23 protein-coding genes and 2 pseudogenes are annotated in these 24,251 nt (G+C 58.7%); 23 read left to right on the top strand and 2 right to left on the bottom strand.

Annotated features, from left to right (window positions below; genetic code table 11):
• The first annotated feature begins 52 nt into the window (after positions 1-52).
• The 22 genes and pseudogenes from GVI59_RS14880 to GVI59_RS14775 all read left to right on the top strand — a co-directional run bounded on the left by GVI59_RS14880 (position 53) and on the right by GVI59_RS14775 (position 20,782).
• On the top strand, positions 53-328 hold the full coding sequence (locus tag GVI59_RS14880; protein ID WP_077929770.1) for a helix-turn-helix transcriptional regulator: 276 nt from the start codon (positions 53-55) through the stop codon (positions 326-328).
• Positions 325-1,134 carry a replication initiator protein A gene (locus GVI59_RS14875; protein WP_173574946.1) on the top strand — a complete coding sequence of 270 codons (810 nt, stop codon included), beginning with the start codon at positions 325-327 and terminating at the stop codon, positions 1,132-1,134. Before GVI59_RS14880 ends, GVI59_RS14875 begins: the two co-directional genes overlap by 4 nt.
• A 265-nt stretch (positions 1,135-1,399) precedes the next feature.
• A complete protein-coding gene (locus GVI59_RS14870; RefSeq protein ID WP_173574945.1) occupies positions 1,400-2,143 on the top strand; it encodes a DNA-methyltransferase in 744 nt (247 codons plus the stop codon).
• Entirely contained in the window at positions 2,140-2,616 is a 477-nt protein-coding gene (locus GVI59_RS14865; protein ID WP_173574944.1) for a DUF2840 domain-containing protein, read from the top strand. The genes GVI59_RS14870 and GVI59_RS14865 overlap by 4 nt, the downstream gene beginning before the upstream one ends.
• Complete coding sequence (locus GVI59_RS14860) at positions 2,613-3,170, top strand: S26 family signal peptidase (RefSeq protein WP_173574943.1); 558 nt, start codon at positions 2,613-2,615, stop codon at positions 3,168-3,170. The genes GVI59_RS14865 and GVI59_RS14860 overlap by 4 nt, the downstream gene beginning before the upstream one ends.
• Position 3,171: 1 nt before the next feature.
• Complete coding sequence (locus tag GVI59_RS14855; RefSeq protein WP_173574942.1) at positions 3,172-3,513, top strand: DUF736 domain-containing protein; 342 nt, start codon at positions 3,172-3,174, stop codon at positions 3,511-3,513.
• Complete coding sequence (locus GVI59_RS14850; RefSeq protein ID WP_173574941.1) at positions 3,510-4,190, top strand: lytic transglycosylase domain-containing protein; 681 nt, start codon at positions 3,510-3,512, stop codon at positions 4,188-4,190. The genes GVI59_RS14855 and GVI59_RS14850 overlap by 4 nt, the downstream gene beginning before the upstream one ends.
• A gap of 228 nt (positions 4,191-4,418) precedes the next feature.
• The gene (locus tag GVI59_RS14845) at positions 4,419-6,161 is read left to right on the top strand and encodes a relaxase/mobilization nuclease domain-containing protein (protein ID WP_173574940.1); all 1,743 of its coding nucleotides are present in this window, start codon (positions 4,419-4,421) and stop codon (positions 6,159-6,161) included.
• 220 nt (positions 6,162-6,381) lie between these two features.
• Positions 6,382-6,686: pseudogene (locus tag GVI59_RS14840) on the top strand (SOS response-associated peptidase family protein); the annotation flags it as partial.
• A gap of 229 nt (positions 6,687-6,915) precedes the next feature.
• Positions 6,916-8,430 (top strand): hypothetical protein, encoded by a 1,515-nt coding sequence (locus GVI59_RS14835; protein ID WP_173574939.1) that lies wholly within the window; start codon positions 6,916-6,918, stop codon positions 8,428-8,430.
• Between the two features lie 136 nt (positions 8,431-8,566).
• Positions 8,567-10,570 carry a conjugal transfer protein TraG gene (locus GVI59_RS14830; RefSeq protein ID WP_173574938.1) on the top strand — a complete coding sequence of 668 codons (2,004 nt, stop codon included), beginning with the start codon at positions 8,567-8,569 and terminating at the stop codon, positions 10,568-10,570.
• Entirely contained in the window at positions 10,567-11,004 is a 438-nt protein-coding gene (locus GVI59_RS14825) for a CopG family transcriptional regulator (protein WP_173574937.1), read from the top strand. Before GVI59_RS14830 ends, GVI59_RS14825 begins: the two co-directional genes overlap by 4 nt.
• A gap of 316 nt (positions 11,005-11,320) precedes the next feature.
• A complete protein-coding gene (trbB, locus tag GVI59_RS14820; protein WP_173574961.1) occupies positions 11,321-12,277 on the top strand; it encodes a P-type conjugative transfer ATPase TrbB in 957 nt (318 codons plus the stop codon).
• Positions 12,274-12,630, top strand: a complete 357-nt coding sequence (locus tag GVI59_RS14815) for a TrbC/VirB2 family protein (RefSeq protein WP_173574936.1) — start codon at positions 12,274-12,276, stop codon at positions 12,628-12,630. Before trbB ends, GVI59_RS14815 begins: the two co-directional genes overlap by 4 nt.
• Positions 12,630-12,905: a VirB3 family type IV secretion system protein gene (locus GVI59_RS14810; RefSeq protein ID WP_173574935.1), complete on the top strand. Its 276-nt coding sequence runs from the start codon at positions 12,630-12,632 to the stop codon at positions 12,903-12,905. Before GVI59_RS14815 ends, GVI59_RS14810 begins: the two co-directional genes overlap by 1 nt.
• 11 nt (positions 12,906-12,916) lie before the next feature.
• Positions 12,917-15,361 carry a conjugal transfer protein TrbE gene (gene trbE, locus GVI59_RS14805; RefSeq protein ID WP_173574934.1) on the top strand — a complete coding sequence of 815 codons (2,445 nt, stop codon included), beginning with the start codon at positions 12,917-12,919 and terminating at the stop codon, positions 15,359-15,361.
• On the top strand, positions 15,358-16,161 hold the full coding sequence (trbJ, locus tag GVI59_RS14800) for a P-type conjugative transfer protein TrbJ (protein WP_173574933.1): 804 nt from the start codon (positions 15,358-15,360) through the stop codon (positions 16,159-16,161). Before trbE ends, trbJ begins: the two co-directional genes overlap by 4 nt.
• 5 nt (positions 16,162-16,166) lie before the next feature.
• Positions 16,167-17,621 (top strand): P-type conjugative transfer protein TrbL, encoded by a 1,455-nt coding sequence (gene trbL / locus GVI59_RS14795; RefSeq protein ID WP_173574932.1) that lies wholly within the window; start codon positions 16,167-16,169, stop codon positions 17,619-17,621.
• Positions 17,622-17,626: 5 nt separating this feature from the next.
• On the top strand, positions 17,627-18,310 hold the full coding sequence (gene trbF, locus GVI59_RS14790; protein WP_173574931.1) for a conjugal transfer protein TrbF: 684 nt from the start codon (positions 17,627-17,629) through the stop codon (positions 18,308-18,310).
• Positions 18,307-19,308, top strand: a complete 1,002-nt coding sequence (gene trbG / locus GVI59_RS14785) for a P-type conjugative transfer protein TrbG (RefSeq protein WP_173574930.1) — start codon at positions 18,307-18,309, stop codon at positions 19,306-19,308. The genes trbF and trbG overlap by 4 nt, the downstream gene beginning before the upstream one ends.
• 44 nt (positions 19,309-19,352) lie before the next feature.
• Positions 19,353-20,513, top strand: a complete 1,161-nt coding sequence (locus GVI59_RS14780) for a TrbI/VirB10 family protein (protein WP_173574960.1) — start codon at positions 19,353-19,355, stop codon at positions 20,511-20,513.
• Positions 20,510-20,782 carry a DUF2274 domain-containing protein gene (locus tag GVI59_RS14775; RefSeq protein WP_173574929.1) on the top strand — a complete coding sequence of 91 codons (273 nt, stop codon included), beginning with the start codon at positions 20,510-20,512 and terminating at the stop codon, positions 20,780-20,782. The genes GVI59_RS14780 and GVI59_RS14775 overlap by 4 nt, the downstream gene beginning before the upstream one ends.
• On the opposite strand, the gene GVI59_RS14770 is transcribed toward GVI59_RS14775, so the two are convergent.
• Positions 20,691-21,656: a LysR family transcriptional regulator gene (locus tag GVI59_RS14770; RefSeq protein WP_173574928.1), complete on the bottom strand. Its 966-nt coding sequence runs from the start codon at positions 21,654-21,656 to the stop codon at positions 20,691-20,693. The genes GVI59_RS14775 and GVI59_RS14770 overlap by 92 nt on opposite strands.
• Before the next feature lie 597 nt (positions 21,657-22,253).
• A pseudogene (locus GVI59_RS14765) lies at positions 22,254-22,947 on the bottom strand (IS5 family transposase).
• Between the two features lie 71 nt (positions 22,948-23,018).
• On the opposite strand from GVI59_RS14765, the gene GVI59_RS14760 reads away from it, so the two are divergent.
• Positions 23,019-24,014, top strand: a complete 996-nt coding sequence (locus tag GVI59_RS14760) for an IS481 family transposase (protein WP_173574959.1) — start codon at positions 23,019-23,021, stop codon at positions 24,012-24,014.
• The last annotated feature ends 237 nt before the right edge of the window (positions 24,015-24,251 follow it).

Genomic DNA, 24,251 nt, shown 5'->3' with positions numbered 1-24,251 from the left:
ACAGTTCCCGTCCACGCTGCGCCCAGTCACGCCCGAACCGACGGAGGCCAGCATGACGCCGTCACATCCGCGTCAGGACAATTTTCTCGACGAACAACTGCTCACTACCCCACAGGCCGCCCACCGGCTGAACATCTCGCCACGAACGCTGGAGCGCTATCGCTGCCGGGGTAGTGGGCCCGTCTTTCGCAAGATGGGCGGCCGGGTTCTCTATCATGTCAACGACATCCGGCACTGGATCGAGAATGTCGCCTGCAAATCCACATCCGAAGAGTCCTATGAAAAAGCCCGTGTGATCGGAAGCCGAAGGCTGGAGCGTCGGCCATGAGTGCGCGTCCGATGCCACCGGTTCTCTCGCCCTGCCTGCTGATCGATCTCATGTCATGGCCGTTCTTCAGCCTGAGCAAATCCCCCCGGCATGTGCCTGTCAGCTTTATCATGGGGCGTGTCACCATGCTGGTGTCAGGTCGCGATGACGGTCCGATGGCAACCATATGGGATGCCGATATCCTGATCTGGGCTGTGTCCCGGCTGGTGGCCGCGCGCAGGCAGGGTATTCCGGTCTCACCGCGCGTGCAGGGCAGCATGAGTGAGGTGCTGCGCTTCACCGGGCGCGACCCGGCTGCCATTCGTTATGAGCGCCTTCGGACGGCGCTGGACCGGCTGCACGGAACCCAAGTGACGACATCGCTGCGCCAGACCCGTGACGGCGCGCAGAGCTTCTCGTGGCTGATAGCCTGGCAGGAACGGCGTGGAGAACTGGACCTGATCCTGCCCCAATGGCTCTGCGATGCCATCGGTCGACGGGGCGTGCTCACGCTTGATCCCCGTTACTTCGCCCTGACCGGCGGGTTCGAGCGCTGGCTGTATCTCCTCGTTCGCCGTCATGCCGGTCGGCAGTCCGATGGTTGGGCGTTCGATCTGCCCCATCTTTACCGTAAATCCGCATCCCGCTCTCCTTATCCCCGGTTCGTTTTCGAAATCCGTCGCCTTATCGCGGCGGACACCCTGCCGGGCTACCGCCTGCGTCTGGAGACCGATGCCAGCAATGTGCCGGTTCTCCGCTTCTCCCCTGATCCCAGCAAAGAAACTTACCCACAAGAGCTTGTGGATAACCATGTGGAGGACTCCTGATGCCCATCGACCTATCAGGAATCGGATTCTCGACCTATCAGGAACGGGAAATCCCTCTAACAATTTGGAATAAAAGGAGAAATTCGCGCTCTCTAAAGGTACTAAATATTATAACTATTCTGTACTTGTACACCGCGCTGGAGCGCGTGCGTGAGTCTTCGACTATCATAAAAACCGACGATTCTGTCGCGACATTTTCCGACAGTTCTGCGCAGTGGTCCATGGCGGCGGGCAGATGCGGCGGTATGGAGCGGGGGATTTGGTCATGACCCTCCTTTGCGGCGATTGCCGGCTCCTGATGCCTGATCACGGGCCTTTTGATCTGATCATCGCTGATCCGCCCTATGGCGAGACATCGCTGGCGTGGGATCGGCACGTGCGTGGATGGCTGCCGCTGGCGGCAAAGGCATTGAAGCCTCACGGCTCGCTCTGGGTCTTCGGCTCTCTGCGCAGCTTCATGGCTACCGCGCCGGATTTCCGGGCGGCCTGCTTGAGGCAGGCTCAGGAGATCGTCTGGGAGAAGCAGAACGGCAGCGTCTTTCATGCAGATCGTTTCCGTCGCGTGCATGAACTGCTGGTGCAGTTCCATCCGGAGGCTAGCCCTTGGCGCGACATCTACAACGTCGTTGCCACGACAGACGACGCGCGGGGGCGGGTGGTGCGCCGCAAGATGCGCCCCACCCATACCGGCGCGATCGGTGCGGCATCGTATCGCAGCGTCGATGGCGGCCCCCGTCTGGCCCGGTCGGTGCAACGCTTCCGCAACGTACATGGCCGCGCGATCCATCCCACGGAGAAGCCCGTGGCTCTGCTGGATCTGATCGTCCGGGTCAGTTGCCCGCCTAATGGCCTGGTCGGGGACTGGTTTGCCGGATCGGGCGCGGCGGGTGTCGCGGCCCGTCTTGCCGGTCGCCGCTACGTCGGTTGTGAGATCGACGCCGAGATGGCGCAGCGCGCCCTTGATCGTCTCGCATCCCTTCTTCCATTCCCTGCCGGAGAACGCGCATGATGCACCCATCGTGCGAGGTGCTGACGCATCTCGAACTGACCTGGCTTGAGAAGCGCATCGAACAGTGGCTTCGCTTCGGGCACGCTCTGGAAACACACCCGATCGATCGCTATCGCCGTCGTCTGAGCTTTGCGCCCGGTGCGGTCTTCGCCCTGTTACGCTGGACGCAGGCGGATTGCGGGACGACAACCTGCTGCATCGATATCATCAGGGCGCCGCTGGCTGGCGAGCCGCGCGACCGCCTGCCGTTCGTGCCCACAGGTGCGGAGCGTCTGCTGCTGTTCACGGGCTGGCCGCAGGTGCGCGCCGTGCTGTCTGTGATCGAGACGGTGGAACGGCAGGGCATCAATCCCGTCGATGTTGATCCGGAATACTGGCGACAGCTCGGGCGGTCACGACCAGATGGTCAGAATATTCCCAGCTATTCCGCAACCCGACACGCTGCGTGGCTACGCCGGAGGATCGTGTCATGACGCGGCGGGGCTGGTTCTTCACTACGTATTTCGCAGCATTTGGCGTCGGTCTGTCGATGGCGCAGCATCCGACGCCGCGGCTGATCTGGAACGCGACCGCCAGCGTGCCCGTAGGGCTGTATCGTCTGCACCCGGTGCGGGCTCCTCAAGTCGGGGATCTGGTCGCACTCCACCTGCCGGAACGCGATGCCGACATGCTGGCGCGTGGCGGGTATCTGCCGCGCGGTGTGCCGTTGCTCAAACCGGTGGCGGCCGTCGGCGGACAGACAGTCTGCCGCGCCGGCAGTCATATCACGATCGATGGTCGGGCTACAGGTGACGCGTTGCCTGCCGATCATCGGCGCCGTCCCTTGCCCGTCTGGCAGGGCTGTCACCGTCTCGGTGTACGCGAACTCTTCGTCATGAATGCGCACGAACCTCGCAGTCTCGACGGGCGGTATTTCGGCCCCCTGCCGGTCAGCAGCGTGATCGGACGCGCGACGCCGCTCTGGGTTGGTGCAGGCCCTGCGCCTGCCGACGGCCCGCCTCCTTCTCATACCTCAAAGGATCACTGACATGGCGCAGATTGGACTCTTCACGCGCACGACTGATGGCTTTTCCGGACGTCTGCGCACACTCGCACTGGATGCCGAACTGACGCTGGTGCGTGTGGAGACACCGGACGGCGGCAACGCGCCGGATTATCGCATCCATCTCGGTGACAGTGCCGAAGGCCCGGAAGTTGGCGCGGGCTGGACACGCACCGGCGAGCGCGCTGGCGAATATATCGTCGTGGTGGTCGATGATCCCTCTCTGGCACAGGGCCTGCGCGCGAGCCTGTTCCAGTCGGGCCGGGGTGGACGGGTCTGGCAGCTTGTCTGGAACCGCCCGCAGAAACGTCAGGGAGCACGCGAATGATGCGCCTGATTGCAGGAGCGGGACGGAGTGACCGCAATGCCAGTGCTCGCACCTGGTCCAGTTTCGCCCGGTTGTGCTGTGCAGGGCTTACGGCTTCGCTGGTGGTTTTGATGCATCCTGCCAGCGCGCAGGACATCGAGGGAATGATCCGCCAGGCAGCAGAGCGGGTTGCCCTGCCACCCGAATGGATCCGTGCGGTGATGCAGGTCGAAAGCGGTCGTGATAGCCATGCGATCTCCGCCAAAGGGGCGATGGGCCTCATGCAGATCATGCCTGCGACATGGCAGGAGTTGCGGCGCGATCTCGCGCTCGGAAGCAATCCTTTCGACCCGCAGGACAACATCCTTGCCGGTGCCAGCTATCTCCGCCTGCTGCACGACCGCTATGGGGATGCAGGATTTCTGGCGGCCTATAACGCAGGACCGGGCCGTTATGAGGCCCACCTTGCAACGGGCCGGCCGCTCCCACACGAGACACGGGACTACGTCGCCTCTGTCGCGCACCTGCTCGACCGGCGCACGTTTCCTGCGGACGGTCTGCACGAAAGCAGCGTCTCCGTTGCGCGCGAACAGCCTAACGAGACGTTGTTTGCCGGCCATTTCCCGCACATGCCTCAGGCATCGGGCGACACGTCGGAGGCGCTGTTCGTGGCCATTTCCATGGAGCAGGCGCCATGATCGGGCACGCGCCAATGCCGATGGCGCGGAGAGCCGGGAAGACGGGGGAACGGCGATTGTGCTGGGGATCGGGTCTTTGGGGGCTAATGCAAGATAAAAGCCGCAAGGTGCGGCATGGTTGGGGAGGGCGGTTTTTCAGGGTTTTTCACAAGGTCATTTTCCCATCCCAAGGTTTCAGACAGCGTGAAGTAAGTATTTTCAATGTGTTAGCGCAAGGTAGCGGTCTTCATGGCCCGCGATGACGATTTCCGGGTCCGGCCGGGTCGCATCCGCTCCCCCCGTGCCCGCCAGAGGCGGTCTTTCATCGGGCACGTGCTGGCTGCCACCAACCGGGCGGGAGGCATGGGCCGTCCAAGCTCGGGGCGTCCCGTAAAGGGACCGTCCACTTTCGGGCGGGGCAGGGGCGCGGCAACCTGCGCCAACCGTCTCCTGTCCCGGCGCACCCGGCTTGCCATCGTCAAGGCACGGGTGGTCCGGCATGGCGCACGGGCGAGCCTGCGTGCCCATTTGTCCTATCTCCAGCGCGAAGGGGTGACGAAGGACGGAGAGAAGGCCCGGCTGTTCGGGGCCGAGCGCGACCATGTGCCCGCGCGCGAATTCGCCGAGCGGTGTCAGGACGACCGGCATCATTTCCGCTTCATCGTGGGACCTGAGGATGCGGCCGAGATGGCGGACCTGAAAACCTTCACGCGGGAACTGATGACCCAGGCCGAACAGGATCTTGGCACGAAGCTGGATTGGGTTGCCGTGTCGCATTGGAACACCGACAATCCGCATATCCACATCATCGTGCGGGGCAAGGATCAGGACGGCGAGGATCTGGTCATCTCGAAGGATTACATCCGCGAGGGATTGCGTGCCCGCGCCCAGAACCTGGTCACGCTCGAACTCGGGCCGCGCACCGACCATGAAATCCACCGCAACGTCGAGCGTCAGGTCGAGGCGGAACGCTGGACCCAACTGGACCGCCAGTTGCAGCAGGACGCGAACCAGCACGGCATCATCGACATGGCGCCGTCGCCTGACCGGCAGCCTGACGCATTCGCGGTCATGAAGGTCGGACGGCTGCGGCGACTGGAACGGATGGGCCTTGCCCATGAGGTTGGGGGTGGACAATGGCGGCTGGATGAAACGGCGGAAACCACCCTGCGCGAAATGGGGCAGCGCAATGACATCATCAAACGTATGCACCGTGGTCTGAGCGAACAGGGGATCGAACGGGCCTCGTCGTCATGGATACTGGCTGGGGAAGAACTGGCCGAGCCGGTGATCGGACGTCTGGTCGCGCGTGGTCTGGATGATGAGTTGAAGGGGAGTGCCTATGCGGTGATCGACGGCGTGGACGGGCGCACGCATCATGTCCATTTGCCATCACTGGAAGCCGCCGGAGATGTCCCGCACGGTGGGCTGGTTGAACTGCGGACCTATGAGGATACGAAGGGGCAGAGGCGGGCGACACTTGCGGTGCGCTCCGATCTGTCGATCGGCGAGCAGGTGCGGGCGCGGGGCGCGACATGGCTGGATCGCCAGCTTGTCGCACGCGAACCGGTAGCGCTGGGAAAGGGTGGTTTCGGGGGGGAGGTCCGTGACGCGCTACGCCAGCGTAGTGCTCATCTGGTTGAGCAGGGGATCGCACAACAGGACGGAGCGCGCGTGCGCTACCCGCGTGGCATGGTCGCCTCCATGCAGGCGCGGGAGATGCGGGACGTGGCCGAACGTTTGGCCCGCGAAACTGGTCAGCCCATCCAGAGTGCCAAGGCCGGCGAGTATGTCACAGGAACTTACCGGCAGCGGCTGACTCTCGCCTCGGGGCGCTTCGCCATGATTGACGGCGGCCTCGGGTTCCAGCTTGTCCCCTGGACGCCATCGCTGGAGAAACAGATCGGGCGTCATGTCTCCGGTGTTGCACGGGAGGACGGGGGCGTGGACTGGTCCTTCGGACGGAAGCGGGACATGGGGATCGGGATTTGATGGTATCCGCGGCTTTGGAAACGACCAGACTGATTGGCGTCAATGAAAATTCCGGGATCGTATGGCAATCGGTTCGGAGTTCAGGTCATTGCCGCAATGCAGTGTGTTATTTATAATCCTGTACCACCTCTACGCCATCGCGTATGAACTGGAGCAGCTATCTGGCTCCTTTGCTTCCAGCGTTACTTCTGTCGCTGCAAACAAGGGCAGTAGTGCATTCTCGATGTGGTGGCCCCGCTGGGAAAGCGTAAAACATCGCTGTCTGATACCGCTAACGGTGTTTTCGGAGCCGGGTGCTCGTCTGACGGGAAATCGCGGCCCATGTGGTTTGTGCGAAATGATGGAGAACCGCAGGCCTTTTTTGTCAGAACCTGATGCTGATGGACTTCAGTGCGGAAACTGTCTGAAGTCGAAACGACGGTTGACCTGTTCGGCTTCCTCTCCACAGAAGCTAATCAGGAAGTCGGTGCGATCCACCCAAGGGCCATGTCGGTGATCCTGACACAGCCACATAAACTGGATATCTAGATGAAGGTGCCGGGAACAGGAATTCTGAAGATTCAGAGATCTCTACTAAAATTATCTGTTGATGCAGATATTAGGTGGGAGGATCATTTAAGGAATCATTAGGCCGTCAAACTTATGTTTGGCAAATGGTCAAGTCATGATATTATGGAGATGTTTGAAAAAATAAATTAATAATATATATAAATTTATTAATTAAAGTATCTATGATTAAAAGGCCGATTTGCAGATGAATTTTTACGACGAATATAAGCCTTTCAGAAATTATATGAGAAAATTCTCTTTGTTACCGGGGCTTCTTAATATTCGCCAATTTTATCTTAATTTACTATATAATAAACCGCTTCCGTCGGATTATTTCTTGAAAATTCCTAGCCACCGTAGAGATTTAAAGGGTCACATATTTCCATGGGAGTTGGATATTCTGGTGCGTGAGTTAATTCTAAACAGCAGCACTGACAGTTCTTTGAGTTTATCTAATTGGTCTGATCTTGGGAAAGCCGTCAATATGCTCCGTCATTTGGACGATGTCGCATTTGATAGTAATCCCACGGGAAGCATTGATGCGATGTTAGAATTACACCGTATAGCTCATAGACAGATTGTATGGCAAATAGATGACGGCGCAGCTCCCATAATTCGAGCCTACAAAATTTATGGTTATGATGAAGTCAATGAAATTGTAATTCGTAAGCTCGGTATGGATATGCAAAGACTCATACGTCTAGGAGTTGCAGTTTCTGGAGTTTTTCATAACAGGGACTACGGGAGTCGTGATCAGGATTATTCTTTTCTGGGTATTAATCAGGACTCATCTAATGAATTTTTTCGTCGCCTCTTAATTACCACAAAGGATCTAAAAGAAAACCTGCGTCATGAGCAACGTTATGACCAAGATTGGGTATATACATGGAATCCATTGGTTAACACACCGCTTATAAGCTACGATAAAATGTTTCCTGAGCGATTGATCTGCCCTGTGCCGTGGCATTTACAACGACGGATAACGGTTGGCGTATTTTATGATTTAGTTAAGGAAGCCGATTTTAGTAACCCTTACGGAAATTCCTTTGAACAGTACATCGGCGAAGTTCTTAATAAAACTTGTGGGAATAAACGTTTTTCAATTTTGGATGAAGAGCCATATACCATTGGCTGTAACAAGATGCATGGTATTGATTGGACGTTGTCAGACAATACAGGGCACGTCTTTATAGAAGCTAAAACAAAAAGGCTTAGGTTGGAAGCTAAAACAAAATTGGACACCGCTACCTTAGATGAAGATTTGCATATTATGGCAACGGGTATTGTGCAGCATTATCAAAACATTCATCGTGCTTACCAAGGTTTTACACGGTGGCAGCGCGATGGACTGCCTACTTATGCAATTGTTCTTACGCTTGAAGACTGGTTTTTTGTTAGCTCAGTCGTTCCCGAAATGCTCCGTGGTCACGTTGTCAGGTTATTGAGTGAAGAGGGTATTGCGGATGATATCTTAATTACGACGCCTTATTCAGTTATATCGGCGTCCGAATTCGAGATTCTGAGCCAAGTGATTGGCAACATAGGTATTCAATCCGTGATGGAAAAAGTGACTCATGAAAACAGAAAAGGCCTGTCAGCTTTGCCATTTGCATCAAAGATGTTTCCAGATGTCATCTCAAAAGTTGACCCGCTTCTATTTCGAGACGAATTTGATGCTATGTGGAGCGATTTGCCGAATATAAGTAAAAAATTTCCATAATCAATAATTCTTTATTATGTATTTTATAATATGCCGAAATTTTTGCGCCCGACTACGCAGATGAGACACTCGTTGTTGAAAACATGTCCGACTCAGATTTTCTATTTCTCCGGTCGTGTGTTAGGAGAAAATTGTGATGTCTGGATCGAGGATTTTATGGGGACAGGTTAGCCTCGCCCTTCTGATTATCCTCGCTTCGTGGTGGGGGGCGACACAGTGGGTGGCGTGGAAACTGGGCTTTCAGGCCCAACTCGGCCTCCCTTGGTTCACGCTTGCGCATCATTGGCCCGTCTACTGGCCGCCCATGATCTTCTGGTGGTGGTACGCCTATGATGCGTATGCCCCGGATATCTTCGAGCAGGGCGGGTGGATCGCAGGAAGTGGTGGTGTGCTGGCACTGGCGTCTGTCATCACGTTGTCGGTTCGCCGTGCCCGTGAGGTGAGACGGGCGGCGACTTATGGAAGTGCGCGCTGGGCCAGTCGAGAGGAATTGCAACAATCCGGACTGCTCGATCCTGACGGTGTCATTCTTGGGCAGTATGGGCGTGACTATCTCCGCCACAACGGTCCTGAGCACGTCCTTTGTTTCGCGCCGACCCGGTCTGGCAAGGGGGTCGGGCTTGTTATTCCCACCCTTCTGACATGGCCCGGATCAACTATCGTCCATGATATCAAGGGTGAAAACTGGCAGATCACTGCGGGCTTTCGTGCGCGTTTCAGCCGGGTTATCCTCTTCGACCCGACCAACCCTGCTTCTGATCCCTACAACCCGCTGCTTGAAATTCGCCAAGGGGAATGGGAGGTACGCGACGCCCAGAATGTCGCGGACGTGCTTGTCGATCCCGAAGGATCGCTTGAACGCCGGAACCACTGGGAGAAAACATCACACTCCCTTTTGGTGGGTGCCATCCTCCATGTTCTGTATGCCGAGAAGGACAAGACGCTCTACGGTGTTGCCAACCTGCTTTCCGATCCGAAACGCTCGATTGAAGCCACGCTTGCTGCGATGATGCAGACGAAGCATCTGGGCATGGATGGCCCGCATCCGGTGGTTGCATCCGCTGCCCGTGAACTGCTGAACAAATCTCCCAACGAACGGTCTGGTGTGCTCTCCACCGCCATGTCGTTTCTAGGCCTGTATCGCGATCCGGTCGTTGCGAAAGTTACCTCGCGTTGTGCCTGGCGGATTGCGGATATTGTCAAAGGGCATCGGCCCTCCACGCTTTATCTCAGCGTGCCACCCTCGGATATCAGTCGCACCAAACCGCTGATCCGTCTGATGCTGAACCAGATCGGGCGCAGGCTGACGGAGGATCTGAACGCGCATAAGCATAATCATCGCCTGCTGATGATGCTGGATGAATTTCCCGCACTCGGGCGTCTCGATTTCTTTGAAAGCGCTTTGGCGTTCATGGGAGGCTACGGCATCAAGGCTTTTCTGATCGCCCAGAGTCTCAATCAGATCGAGAAAGCCTACGGTCAGAACAACTCGATCCTCGATAACTGCCATGTGCGGGTCAGCTTCGCTACCAATGATGAGCGGACTGCCAAACGGGTCTCGGATGCGCTGGGGACCGCCACCGAAATCCGCTCCCAGAAAAACTATGCCGGGCATCGCCTGTCCCCCTGGCTGGGGCATCTGATGGTTTCGCGGCAGGAAAGCGCGCGCCCGCTCCTGACGCCCGGTGAAATCATGCAGCTTCCACCAGCCGATGAAATTGTCATGGCGGCTGGCACCCCGCCTGTCCGGGCCAAGAAGGCACGCTATTACGCTGATACGCGCTTCAAGGAACGATTGCTTCCACCGCCCAAGTCGGGCGAGGCAAAGGCGTCAACACCAACGCATCCGGATGACTGGACCCTGCGCCCCTTGCCTGAAACAGCCGGACACGGCTCAGCTCCCACACAGCCAACGCAGGAAGAGGAAACACCTCTGGGGGCCGGGCACAAGCGCACTCCGGATGCCGACCCCGCCGATATTCCACCCCATGATGAGACGGATGAGCAGCGCGAACAGACCAGACCACCCGAGGCCAGCCAGCGCGGCACACGGTGGGACCGGGACTTTCTCGATCTGCAGAAAGTCGCCCGGCTGGCTGCCATTGACCGCGATGATGGCATGGAGATCGGTGGACCATGAAACGTGCCCGCAAGAAGCAGCAGATGACGGTCTATCTCGATCCCGATCTGTTCAAAGCTGTCAGCGAGATGGCCATCCGCCGCCGTCAGTCCGGTTCCCTCGTGGTCGAGACGGCTTTGTCTGTCTTTTTCTCTCCTGAAGAGGGGACTGGGCAGGCCGCACTGACCCGACGGCTGGACCGTGTCGATAAACGCCTGTCACGGCTGGAGCGCGATACCGGGATTACCGTCGAGACGCTGGCCCAGTTCATTCGTTTCTGGATGATCATGACGCCCGCGTTGCCGGAAAGCTTGGCTGCTGCTGCACGGGCGCAGGCGGCCGAGCGTTATGAAGGCTTCATCGAAGCACTCGGCAGGCGTCTGGCAACCGGCCGGCGCCTGCATGAAGATGTTCTTCCGTCCAATGCCGCCGGAGGGGAGCCAGATCCATCGTAACGGAAACAGCGTCTGTGCTTACGGCTGAATTTGAAGGCACGCCTGAGGTTGAATCGACTCAGAGATATGTCTCTTCGGATTACGGCAGAACTGACTTTTTATGTCGTTGGATCTGTCGGACTGTTGCTTCCCGCCGATAATTTTACGCCTCGTTGCGCCCCGTTACGCAGCCCGATGAAACACTGTTGAAAACTGGCGGAATGGTCCCTTCTTAATACTTCCCGCGCCTGTGATCTGTGTCCAGGTTTCTGAAAAAGCGGGGATTTTCATGACAGTTCATCAGCCTTTGTCCCCCGGGACGGTGCGAAGTTCCGCCATGCTGCGTACGGCGATGGGGCCTGCCATTGCCGCGCATCTCTCCGATCCTGCCACGATCGAGGTCATGCTGAACCCGGATGGTCGGCTGTGGACTGACCGTCTGGCAGGCGGAATGACCGACACGGGGGAAATTCTCTCCGCCGCTGATGCCGAACGCATTGTGCGTCTGGTCGCCCACCATGTTGGAGCAGAGGTACATTCCGGTGCCCCCCGCGTTTCTGCTGAACTGCCGACGGGTGAGCGGTTCGAAGGGCTGCTCCCGCCAGTTGTTGCAGCGCCGAGTTTCGCCATTCGAAAACCGGCGGTCGCGGTCTTCACGCTCGGGGATTATGTCGCGGCCAACATCATGACAGAGGCGCAGGCGGACTGGCTGCGCACTGCGGTCATGGCCCGCAGGAATATCCTCGTGGTCGGTGGCACATCGACCGGCAAGACCACACTGACCAATGCGTTGCTGGCCGAGGTCGCAAAAACAGAGGATCGCGTGGTCCTGATCGAGGATACGCGCGAACTGCAATGCACGGCGGCCAATCTGATCGCCATGCGTACAAAGGATGGTGTCATTACACTGTCCGAACTGGTGCGATCGGCACTCCGCCTGCGCCCTGACCGTATTCCGATTGGCGAGGTCCGTGGTCCCGAGGCCCTTGATCTGCTCAAGGCCTGGGGAACCGGCCATCCGGGCGGAATTGGCACTCTGCATGCCGGATCGGTGCTGGCTGCCCTCTATCGATTGGAACAGTTGATCCAGGAAGCCGTCGTCACCGTGCCACGCGCGATGATTGCCGAAACCATTGACGTGATTGCCGTGCTGTCAGGGCGCGGTACCGCCCGTCGCCTGAGCGAACTGGCCGAAATCGACGGTCTTGATCCCGCGACAGACGCTTACCGCATCCGTCCGGCCAGCCTGTCATCCTCCGAAACAGCGTTCTCCGGGAAGGGAGAGACATCATGATGGCCCGTTCACGCCTCCAGTCCGTCGCCCGGTCTGCTCGCAGCCTGCCCGATAGTCGTGTGATCGGCACAGCGATGCTGCTGTCGTTCTGCTTCGGGTCATCGGCCTGGGCATCGGGGGCCGGTATGCCATGGGAAGAGCCGCTCAACCAGATTCTGGAATCCGTGCAGGGACCGGTCGCGAAGATCGTCTCGGTGATTATCATCACCGTGACCGGCCTGACGCTGGCATTTGGGGAAAGCTCGGGCGGCTTTCGTCGCCTGATCCAGATCGTCTTTGGTCTGTCCATCGCTTTTGCGGCCAGCTCGTTTTTTCTGTCCTTCTTCTCCTTCTCGGGCGGAGCACTAATCTGATGGCGGGATATGATGATGACGCGGTGCCAGGATTTCATGTCCCGGTGCATCGCTCCCTGACCGATCCAATCCTGCTGGGTGGGGCACCCCGTGCCGTGGCCATTGCCAACGGCACACTGGCAGCGGCTATCGCGCTGGGTCTGCGGCTGTGGCTGATCGGGACGGTGTTCTGGCTTGTAGGACACACGCTCGCGGTCTGGGGCGCCAAGCGTGATCCGCTGTTCATCGAGGTGGGGCGGCGGCATCTTCGCTATCCCGCTTGGCTGCGGGCATAGGGAGGTCGGCCATGATGTCCCTTGGTGAATATCGCAATCGGAATTCCCTCCTGTCCGACTTTCTCCCTTGGGCGGCGCTGGTCGGGGGTGGTGTCGTTCTGAACAAGGACGGCAGTTTTCAGCGCACCGCAAAAATACGTGGTCCCGATCTCGATAGTGCAATGCCTGCTGAACTGGTGGGTGTGACGGCACGCCTCAATAATGCCTTGCGGAGATTGGGTTCAGGCTGGGCGGTGTTCGTGGAGGCGCAGCGCGTCCCGGCCACGATTTACCCAGAAAGCGATTTCCCAGACGCTGCCAGTCAGATGGTGGATATGGAACGTCGGGAGCAGTTTGAGGACGAGGGCGCGCATTTCGAGAGCCGGTATTTTCTCACGCTTGTCTGGCTACCGCCTGCTGAATCATCTGACCGGGCAGCGCGCTTTCTCTATGAGGGGCGGGAACGTGACGGACCGGATCCGCATGGCATGCTCCATGCCTTCATCGATCGCAGTGATCGGCTGCTTGCTCTGCTGGACGGATTCATGCCCGAGGCCGCATGGCTGAACGACGGCGAGACGCTCACCTATCTCCATTCCACCATTTCCACCCGAAACCAGCGGGTCCGGGTGCCGGAAATCCCCATGCATCTCGACGCGCTGCTGGTGGACCAGCCGCTTTCGGGCGGTCTGGAACCGAAACTCGGCGATGCCTACCTGAAAACTCTAACCATCACAGGTTTCCCCAGCCGGACTTTCCCCGGAATCCTGGATGACCTGAACCGGCTGGCCATGCCGTATCGCTGGTCCACCCGCGCGATCCTGCTGGACAAGACCGATGCCACCAAGATTCTGACGAAGATCCGTCGCCAGTGGTTTGCAAAGCGCAAGAGCATTGCGGCCATTGTCCGCGAAGTCATGACCAACGAAGCATCCGTTCTGGTGGACAATGATGCCGCCAACAAGGCAGTCGATGCCGATCTGGCGCTCCAGTCCCTTGGTGCGGATGACGTCGGGCAGGCATATATCACCGCCACCGTCACGGTGTGGGATGGCAGTGCCAGTATTGCTGCTGAAAAACTCCGTCTCGTGGAAAAGATCATTCAGGGCCGCGACTTCACCTGCATGACGGAAAGCCTGAACGCTGTAGAGGCGTGGCTGGGATCTCTGCCAGGTCATGTCTACGCCAATGTCCGTCAGCCCCCGGTCTCGACGTTGAACCTGGCGCATATGATCCCGCTTTCCGCCGTGTGGGCGGGACCGGATCAGGACGTACATTTCAAGGCCGCACCGCTGTTCTACGGCAAAACCGCTGGGGCCACGCCGTTTCGGTTCTCGCTTCATGCCAGTGATGTCGGTCACACCTTGATCGCGGGACCGACGGGGGCGGGTAAGTCGGTGCTGTTGGCTTTGATGGCGTTGCAGTTCCGTCGCTATGTAGGTGCGCAGATATTCGCCTTTGACTTCGGCGGGTCCATGCGGGCGGCCGCGCTTGGTATGGGCGGAGACTGGCATGATCTCGGTGGTGGCCTGACGGATGATAATTCTCAGTTTCCTGCCGTCTCACTCCAGCCGCTTGCGCGGATCGATGATCCAGACGAGCGCAAATGGGCCAGCGAATGGCTGGGACAGATCCTTGCCGGCGAGGGGGTAACGCTGACGCCCGACGTCAAGGCGTATCTCTGGTCAGCCCTGAACTCCCTGGCGTCTTCACCCATGCAGGAGCGAACCCTATCCGGGCTGGTGGCATTACTTCAGTCCAACGCCCTCAAGCAGGCGCTGGCCTCATACTGCCTGGGTGGTCCATATGGTCGCCTGCTGGATGCGGACGCCGAACGGCTGGGTGATGCGGATGTGGTGGTCTTCGAAACCGAAGGTCTGATCGGCTCTGGCGCGGCGTCATCTGTGCTGTCTTATCTGTTCCATCGCATCGAAGGACGGCTGGATGGCCGCCCGACCCTGCTGGTCATCGATGAGGGATGGCTCGTTCTGGACGACGGGAATTTCTCCGGTCAGTTGCGGGAATGGCTGAAAACCCTGCGCAAGAAGAACGCCAGTGTCATCTTCGCCACGCAGTCGCTTTCGGACATCGCGAACTCTCCTATTGCGCCTGCGGTGGTAGAAAGCTGCCCGACACGGATATTCTTGCCCAACGAGCGGGCCATCGAGCCGCAGATCATGGCCATCTATCGCGATTTCGGCCTGAACGATCGGCAGATCGCCATTATCGCCCGCGCGGCCTCGAAGCGGGAATATTACTGCCAGACCCAGCGTGGCAACCGACTGTTTGAACTCGGCCTCGGTTCCGTCGCTCTGGCCCTGTGCGCCGCGTCCGGCAAAGACGACCACAGGCTGATCGATGCGGTTCTGGCGGAACACGACCGCGACGGTTTTCTCCCCGCGTGGTTTGAGGCGCGTGGCGTGTCATGGGCGGCGGATCTTTTGCGTGAAGCCCTCCGATCGGAGGGCGTGCCATGACGGAAAAAATTTTCCGGCCTTGGACTGAATTTTTCGGTCGCGCTCACGAAAAACATTTCCGCCGAGGTGTCCTTCTCACTTCTGCACTGCTGACGGTCTGCGGGACGTTCTCTGCCTTGCGTCCGGCGCACGCGCAATGGGCGGTCTATGACGGGGCGAACCACGTCCAGAACGTGCTGATCGCGGCCCGAACACTCCAGCAGATCGACAACCAGATCACCTCTCTCGCCAATCAGGCGCAGATGCTGGTCAATCAGGGGCGGAACCTCGCAAGCCTGCCACTCTCGACATTGTCGACGCTGCAATCAACAATTTCCCAGACGACGGCACTCCTCGCGCAGGCGCAGAACATTGCTTACAGCGTCCAGTCCGTCGAGCAGCAATACCAGCAGGCGTATACGTCCGTCTCTTCTGGCATGTCCGACAGCGCCCTGTTTTCTCAGGCGCAGATCCGCTGGCAGAATTCCGTGGGTGGGTTTGAGGATGCCTTGAAGCTGCAGGCGCGGGTGGTGGGCAACATCCCCAGCGACAGTTCGGCCATGAGCCAGCTCGTGTCCTCCAGCCAGACCTCGACAGGCGCGTTGCAGGCCGCGCAGGCTGGAAACCAGCTTCTGGCTCTGCAATCCCGTCAGCTATCCGACATTCAGGCTGAACTTGCCGCCAACGGTCGCGCCACCGCCCTGCAGCAGGCGCGGGATGCCGCGACGGAAGCGGAGAGCGAGGCGCAATATCAGCATTTCTCCCAGCATGACGCCTACGTGCCCGGCACGGTGTCGATGTTCGGCAGCAGCGGGAACTGACCGCCATGGCCACCAATGATGTCGGGGTGATCGACACCTTTTTGAACACCTTCACCACCACGATCGATACTGGGTTCGGTCTGGTGAAAGGAAACGTCATCTCACTGGCCGGATCTCTTTCCGCGCTGGATATCGCCCTGGCCGGGCTGTTCTGGGCCTGGGCGGCGGATGAGGACATCATCCAGCGCCTAGTCAAGAAGACGCTGTATATCGGTTTCTTCGCCTTCGTGATTAACAATTTCGACCATCTGTCAAAGCTGGTGTTTGACAGTTTTGCCCAGCTTGGTCTGAGGGCAGGCGGAGGCAGGCTGGCTCTTGCGGACTTTCTTCGTCCTGGCCGCCTCGCGTCCACCGGCTTTGATGCCGCCCGCCCTTTGTTGGACTCTGCCCACACTCTGCTCGGCCCAGTCGCCTTCTTTACGAATTTCATCCAGATCTTCGTGCTCTGCCTGTCCTGGCTGATCGTGCTGGCGGCGTTCTTTATTCTGGCGGTTCAGCTTTTTGTCGCCCTGATCGAATTCAAGCTGACCACGCTGGCAGGCTTCGTGCTGATCCCCTTTGCGCTATTCAACCGCACGGCCTTTCTGGCGGAGAAGGTGCTGGGCAATGTCGTCTCGTCGGGCGTGAAGATCATGGTGCTGGCGGTGATCTCCGCCATCGCATCGGTGCTCTTCAAGCAGTTTGCAACGTCTTATGGCGATGCTGTTCCCACGGTCGGACAGGCGACCTCGGTGGTGCTGGCCTCGCTCGCGATTGTCGGCCTGTCGATTTTTGGCGGCAGCATTGCCAATGGGCTGATCTCCGGCGCACCCCAGCTTGGCGCGGGGGCTGCCGTCGGCACCGGTATGGCGGTGGGCGCCATGGGTGCTGCTGCCGTAGCGGGCGTTGGAGCCGTCGCTTCTGGCGGTGCCGCAGCCGTTGGCGCGACCGCCGCTGCTGCACGTGGCGGGGCTACGATCGCCGGGGCCGCCACGTCAGCCTATTCGGCTGGAGCGGCCGGTGCATCTGGTGGCGCGGGCAGCATGGCTGCCGGGATCGGAGGTATGGGCCGGGCTGTCGGCGGGAATGTCGCGAATGCCGCCAGAGGGGCGGCCTCGCGTGCAGGCTCATCTCTCAAGGAAAGTTACGCCGCCGGCAGCCAATGGGCCGCGCAGGGCATGGGGGGCGGGAAGGGTGGTGAAACCGGTGGTTCTGACGGCGGTGGCCCCCCGCCATCCGGGGATAATCCCTCAGGAGGAGGTTCTCCGGCCGGTGGTGGCCCGGCAGGTACCGGTCCGTCAGGAGGTGGTGGTGGAGAGGGCGGGGCTGGCTCCGGTCGCACCGATGGTGAGCCGCCGGGCTGGGCGCACAATATGAAGCGTGGCAACGCCGCCACCCATGCTGCCGAGGCGGCCCATGTCATCCGCGCCGCCGATGGCGGAGGCGGATCGGCGTCCATTGATCTGTCAGAAAAGGAATAAGGACGATGTTCCGTCGCTCCACCACGCGCTACGGGGCAACACCCGAGCCGGTCACACCTTATCAAAAAGCGGCGCAGATCTGGGATGAGCGCATTGGGTCCGCCCGCGTCCAGGCGCGGAGCTGGCGACTGATGGCGTTCGGGTCGCTGTTCCTGTCCGCCGGACTCGGCGCCGGACTGGTCTGGCAGTCCGCGCGCGGCACAGTCACGCCGTGGGTCGTGCAGGTAGATCATCTGGGCGAGGCACAGGTCGTCGCCCCTGCAACAACGTCCTACAGGCCCACCGATCCACAGATTGCCTGGTATCTGGCCCGCTTCATCGAGGATATCCGCAGTCTGTCCTCCGATCCCGTGGTGGTGCGGCAGAACTGGCTGCGTGCGTATGATTTCACCACAACGTCCGGTGCCGTCGCACTGAATGACTATGCGCGCCTGAATGACCCTTTTGCCCGGGTCGGGCGTGAGCAGGTTGAACTGGATGTCTCATCGGTCATCCGTGCGTCGCCCACGAGTTTCAGGATTGCATGGGTCGAGCGGCATTATCGCGATGGGGCTTTCGTTGGCACAGAGCGATGGACCGCCATTGTTGTGATCACGCTCACCACGCCGCGTGACGCCGACCACCTCCGAAAAAATCCTCTGGGGATTTACGTCTCCGCCATCAACTGGTCGAAGGAGCTGGACCAATGATCCGTCGTGCTCTTCGTGTCCTGCCGCTGCTTGTTCTGCCTCTGGCTGGATGCGCGCAGAAGTATCATCCACCCGTTATCCGCTATGATGATGCCGTGCAGGCGACACGTCTGCCGGATCCGTCGAAGCCGGTTCAGGTGGTTGAAGTCCCGAAACCGCTTCCCTTGCCCGGGCAACTCAAGCCTCTGCCATCACGACGAGCGGTCCATCCGTCCCCCGAAGTCGCCGACCCGACTGCGCGTGTGACGCAGGCCAATCTGGCAGCGCGCATTCAGCCCACGCGGGCCGGATTTATCAATGCCGTACAGGTTTATCCCTACAGTCCGGGCGCACTCTATCAGGTCTACACCGCGCCGGGTGAGATCACCGACATCATGCTCCAGCAGGGCGAAAAACTGGTCGGCACGGGGCCGGTTGCCGCTGGGGATACGGTGCGCTGGATCATCGGCGATACCGAGAGTGGGACAGGGGCGACCAAACGCATCCATATTCTGGTGAAGCCAACACGGCCGGATCTTACGACCAATCTGATCGTCAATACCGACCGACGGACCTACCTTGCCGAATTGAGATCAACGCCAGCTACCTATATGGCATCGGTCTCCTGGGACTATCCCGAAGACGATCTGATTGCTTTGCATCGGCAGGATAGCGCTGCCGATGAAGCTGCGTCGGTGGATGCGGGGCTGGATCTGAACGCCCTGAATTTCCGTTATGCCATCCAGCCGGTCAAAGGCGGCACGCCGCCCTGGCTTCCCAGCCGGGCCTTCGATGATGGGCATAAGGTCTATATCGCTTTCCCATCGGGGATCGGGCAGGGCGAGCTACCGCCACTGTTCGTGCTGGGGGCCGATGGCGGACCGGAACTGGTCAATTACCGGGTGCGCCAGAACTGGATGATCGTGGACCGTCTGTTCGCCGCCGCTGAACTGCGGCTGGGCGACAAACAGTCTGAACAGCGCGTGCGGATTGTCCGTACCGATGGACGGCGCTCATGACGGGCGAGCAGGACGCGGACCGTGATGCCGGACGGGAAGAGGGAATGGAAAGCAGGCGCCCGGCGGTTCCGCCATCCACGCCAGACCTCCGTCTGCGGGCGGAACGGCCAAAGGTCGTCCGGCTGTCGCGCTATGTCGTCTGGGGGCTGGCCGGCACCGCGATGATCGGAATTGGTCTGGCACTCGGTTATGCGCTCCAGAATTCCGGTCGTCAGGGGGCAGGGTCAGCCGTTCAGGAGTCTGATGCGCGTCCCTCGGCCGACGGGCTGGATGCTTTGCCCAAGGATTATACGGGAGTACCGAAACTGGGACCGCCCTTGCCTGGCGATCTGGGTAAACCGATCCTGAAAGCGCAGCAGGAAGGACGGGCTGGTCCTGTCTCCGGCATGGGCGACCATCGCGCCGAACAGGAAGTCGCGGCTGCCATCGGCAGCAAGCTGTTCGTGCAGACACGTGATGGCGGGCGACAGGACAATGAACACCCCATCGTCGCACCAGTAACAGGGGGTAACGCAACGGCTGCACAATCTGGCGCGAATGACCGTCAGGCTGCAAACCGTGCCTTTCTGGCGGGAGAACCTGATCGTGTCACGGTCAGTCCCGATCGTCTGACGCCACCGGCTTCCCCCTACGTGATTCAGGCTGGGACAGTGATTGCGGGCGCGCTGAACACCAAAGTCAGTTCCGACCTGCCTGGCCAGCTCATTGGGCATGTGACGCAGAATGTCTATGACAGTCCAACCGGACGCTATCTTCTGGTTCCCCAAGGCAGCACGCTGTTCGGGAGCTACAATAGCAGCATTTCGTTCGGGCAGCAGCGCACACAGGTCATCTGGACGCGACTTATCCGGCCTGATGGCGACAGCATCGTGCTCGACAGGATGCCCGGCGCGGATGCGATTGGCCAGACCGGCCTGAAGGATCTGGTGGACCAGCACTGGGGCCAACTCTTCAAGGCCGCTCTGGTCACGACCCTGCTTAGCGTCGGTTCCGAAGCCGGCACATCATGGGGCGAGAACAACCTGTTTCAGGCGATCCGCAGCGGGGCCAGCAACGGATTTTCCATGGTGGGGAATCGTCTGATCGACCGCAGCATTGACGTGCAGCCCACGCTGACTGACCGGCCTGGGCTTCCGTTCACCCTGATCGTCAATCGCGATCTTGTCCTCAAACCCTGGCATCCGCAGGAAGGAGCATCCCCATGACCAAACTCCGTATCAGTGCCATCCCCGACAGTCGGCCCGTGAAGCTGACGATCGAATTGCCGGCGGAGATCCATCGGGATCTGCTGCTCTATGTCGAACTGGTCTCGGGCACTGTCGGCGAGCCCACGGACGCCGTAACTGATGCGGCCAGACTGGTGCCGCTCATGGTTGGACGTTTCATGGAGACGGATCGGGCGTTCCAGAAACAGCGCCATTCACGGGTGGCTCGGACGAAGTCGGCGGGATCAGGTCCGGGTAACGCTCCCTGAGCAGGGAGAGGAAGGAGGTGAGGGGGCGGCTTGGATTGCTTCGCAACCAGCAGGCGGCAAATCGTAACTCGCTCGGCGCGTTTTCGAAACGCAGTTCCCGGTAGACGATCCCCGGCAATGTCTCGCCTGTGCTGCTTTCACAATCGATCATGATCCCTCGGTCCTCACTGACAAAAGGTCGCAGAGACGCCAACGGGATATCATGCTCGATCAGGGTCGGATGATGACTGCCGCGGCCCAGACATGCACGAATGATCCGTGTCAGCTCCTGACCTGGATCCAGACTGCTGACCAGAAAACGCTCCTTTTTCAGCATCATCCATTCGAGCACCGCCTCGCCAGCAAGAGGGTGTTTCGCGGGCAAGACGGCAATGCATCGCTCTGGCCACAGCGGAAGAGACCCTTCCGGCCAGTTCAATTCACCGGCTGTTACGATGGCAATGTCAATATGACCCCGTTCAAGTGCCGCCAGAAGTTCACGCCGGGTGCCCCCAACCAGCCGCCACTGGAGGTCCGGGTAACGACTGCGGAATTCGGTCAGTGTGGCGCGCAGGTTACCGGTCGAAACAGAGGTATAAAATCCTATGGCAATGCGCTCGCTTCTTTTATGGCGGCTGGAGCGCGTATGGGCAGTCAGACTCTCCATGTCCTGAAGGATACGTCGTGCGGCCTGCATGAAAGTGGTGCCATCATCTGTGGGGTGAACGCCGTCTCGTCTCCTTGTAAACAGGGAATAGCCGACATGGGTCTCAAGCGCCTCGATGTGCCGCACAACCGTCATCTGCCGCACGCCCAGTTTCAGGGCGGCTTTTCTGATGCTCCCTTGCTCCAGGGCTGCGATCGCATAGCGCAAATGCCGGGTTTCTATCGTCATTATCAGAGGTTAGCAGGGTCCGGTTCCAGAAATACAGCGTTACAAGTCTATATCGCTTCTGTACGAATTTGAGGGCGAACGTCAGTTAACTGCTCTCACACTGTGAGGGATTAGGTTTTGCTGCATGATATGAGTCATCATAAGGTGGCTCATGTAATTGTAGTCATTGCAACAGTAAGCCTCAGAAGGTAGCGGGACGACTGCATGGGGGGAGTTGAGTGGCGGCTATCCGGAAGGGATCAACGAAAGAAGTTGTTCGCTTGGCTGTCGATGAATGGGGCATTTTTTGTCGAAATTTGCGGCTGACTCATAAAGGAGACCCAAGACTGTTACTGCAGCTTTGCTGCGGATGGGCTCGCATGGTATACACGTTTTGTCCGTGCTCTCCCCATGAGCCCAATTACCTTATTTGATTTGTGCTCAATTCGCTGCAAGGCTGCTTTCGAGATGTTCTTGGGCGTTGGCCTTATTATCACACAGAATGAGCCGGACGTTGCCTCGTGTCGGAGCGGGACAGATCTGCGATGCTTGGGCGTGTCGTCAGTTAATTTCAATGATAGCGGAGACAAGTTGCACAGCTTCGAGGAAGGTTGATTTTCAGCTTGTCTTAGCGCGTTGCAATGCCTCTGACTGCTTCTGTCTGGCTAAGAAGCGTTCGATGGCATTTCGTTTTTTATAAAGTGGGAACAGGATTTTCCGGCGATTGCGCTGGTTTTTCTTGTATGGGATAATCGGTGTGATTCCCCGTTCTTCAAGCTTTTCGATGAGGGGATCGGCGTCGTAAGCCTTGTCGGCGATGAAGGCCTCGGGATCGACTTCATCGAGCAACGGCTCTGCTTCAATGATGTCGGCCCTTTGCCTGGGAGTCAGGGAAAGGGCTACAGTCTTTCCCGCAGCATCGACAATGGCATGGATTTTGGTGGTCAGTCTGCCACGGTACCGTCCGATGTCCTGATCCGCGCCCCTTTTTTACGGGCGCCCGCACTATGCTGATGAGCAGGGACAATCGTGCTGTTGATCATCATGTATGCGTTGTCATGGTCAGCTGCCAGATGCCGGAAAATCCGTTCAATCATACCGCTTTCACACCATGACGCAGCCGTCGGTGCACGTTCTTCCAGCCCCCGAACCGGACAGGCAGATCACGCCAGGGAATGCCTGCACGATAACGATACAGCACGGCTTCGATAAACAGACGGTTATCCGCAGCCGTCCCACCGGCATGATCTTCGCGACCCGGGAGAAGGTCCTTTATACGACTGGGCGTATCTGTCAGGTTGTGAGACGTCATTGGGATGGTGTAGCGTGGGCGATACCGCGTTACGCTCCATGGTTTTCTTCCGTCTGCAAGGAGAGCGAATGATGCTTCAGATCCATCCACAGGCACGCACGACACCAGCCGTCCGGGCTGACATAGCGCGTTCGTCAGAACCGACATCCGTGCTCGCCAGACGCTACGGGATCAGCGATGAAACTGTCCGCAAGTGGCGCAGGCGTGGTTCAGATGCCTGCCAGGACCGCAGCAGCCGTCCCTGGAAACTGGCCTGGAAAGCCTCGGAGGAAGAGCGCGCCATTGTCTGTCAGCTTCGGCATTCGACCGGTTTTGGTCTGGATGATCTGACCTTCGTCGTGCGGCGTTTCCTGCCGCATCTCAAACGGGACACTATCTGGCGTATTCTGAAAGATGCTGGACTTAACAGGTTACCTCCTGCACAAAAAGCCGGACCTGTGCGTGGACAGGGAAAGTTCCGGGATTACGATCCAGGTTATGTCCATATCGATGTGAAACATCTGCCAAAATTGCAGACAGCAGATGGAGACCGGCGGAAACGTTTTCTCTATGTTGCCATTGATAGATGCTCCCGCTCGGTCCATCTGGCCGTCTATGACGCGGAGAATGCCGATAATTCCGTCGATTTCCTCAAAGCTGTCAAAACCGCCTTTCCTTTCCGGATCACCCATATTCTGACCGATCGTGGCTCCTGCTTTACGGCGGATGCCTTCGAAAAAGCCTGTCATGATATGGGAATCGACCGACGTCGGACCAAAGCTTACTCTCCTCAGACCAATGGAATGGTCGAACGCTTCAATGGCCGTGTCGCGACAGAGGTGTTGCCGGTCTGTGTCTCAAGCCATAAGGATCTGGAAATTCTGCTCAGAGGCTTCTGTTTCGCTTACAATCATCGCCCGCAGCGTGTTCTGGGCGGCATAACTCCCGCCCAATGCATCATGTCGTGGCTTGAAAAACATCCCGCGTCTCGTAATCCTGATTACATCAAACCAGCCAATCGTGACATCATGAAGCAGGTCGACGAAATCCTCGATTATGCCAATGACGTCTCACAACCTGACAGCTAGGAACTCCAACTCGTCTAACCTTAGGATATTATCATCTATATTCTTCCGATATGCCAGATTACTCTGCTCCGTATAGTAAAACAACTGGAGAACCAATTAATATACCTCGTCACACCGTATTGGGGCTGACGTGCCCCCCTTTTTGTTACCACTCAAAAGGAGAGTTCCCGTTTTTTATGGCTTTGGGTTGATGGGATGACAAGTGTCTCGGGGGCATGCCCCCGAGACACTTGTCTG

The sequence above is a fragment of the Acetobacter sicerae genome (genome assembly GCF_011516765.1).
In the GTDB taxonomy this organism is placed as follows: domain Bacteria; phylum Pseudomonadota; class Alphaproteobacteria; order Acetobacterales; family Acetobacteraceae; genus Acetobacter; species Acetobacter sicerae.
Note: the sequence above shows the minus strand (reverse complement) of the source record. Positions and strands in the feature narration are given on the sequence as shown.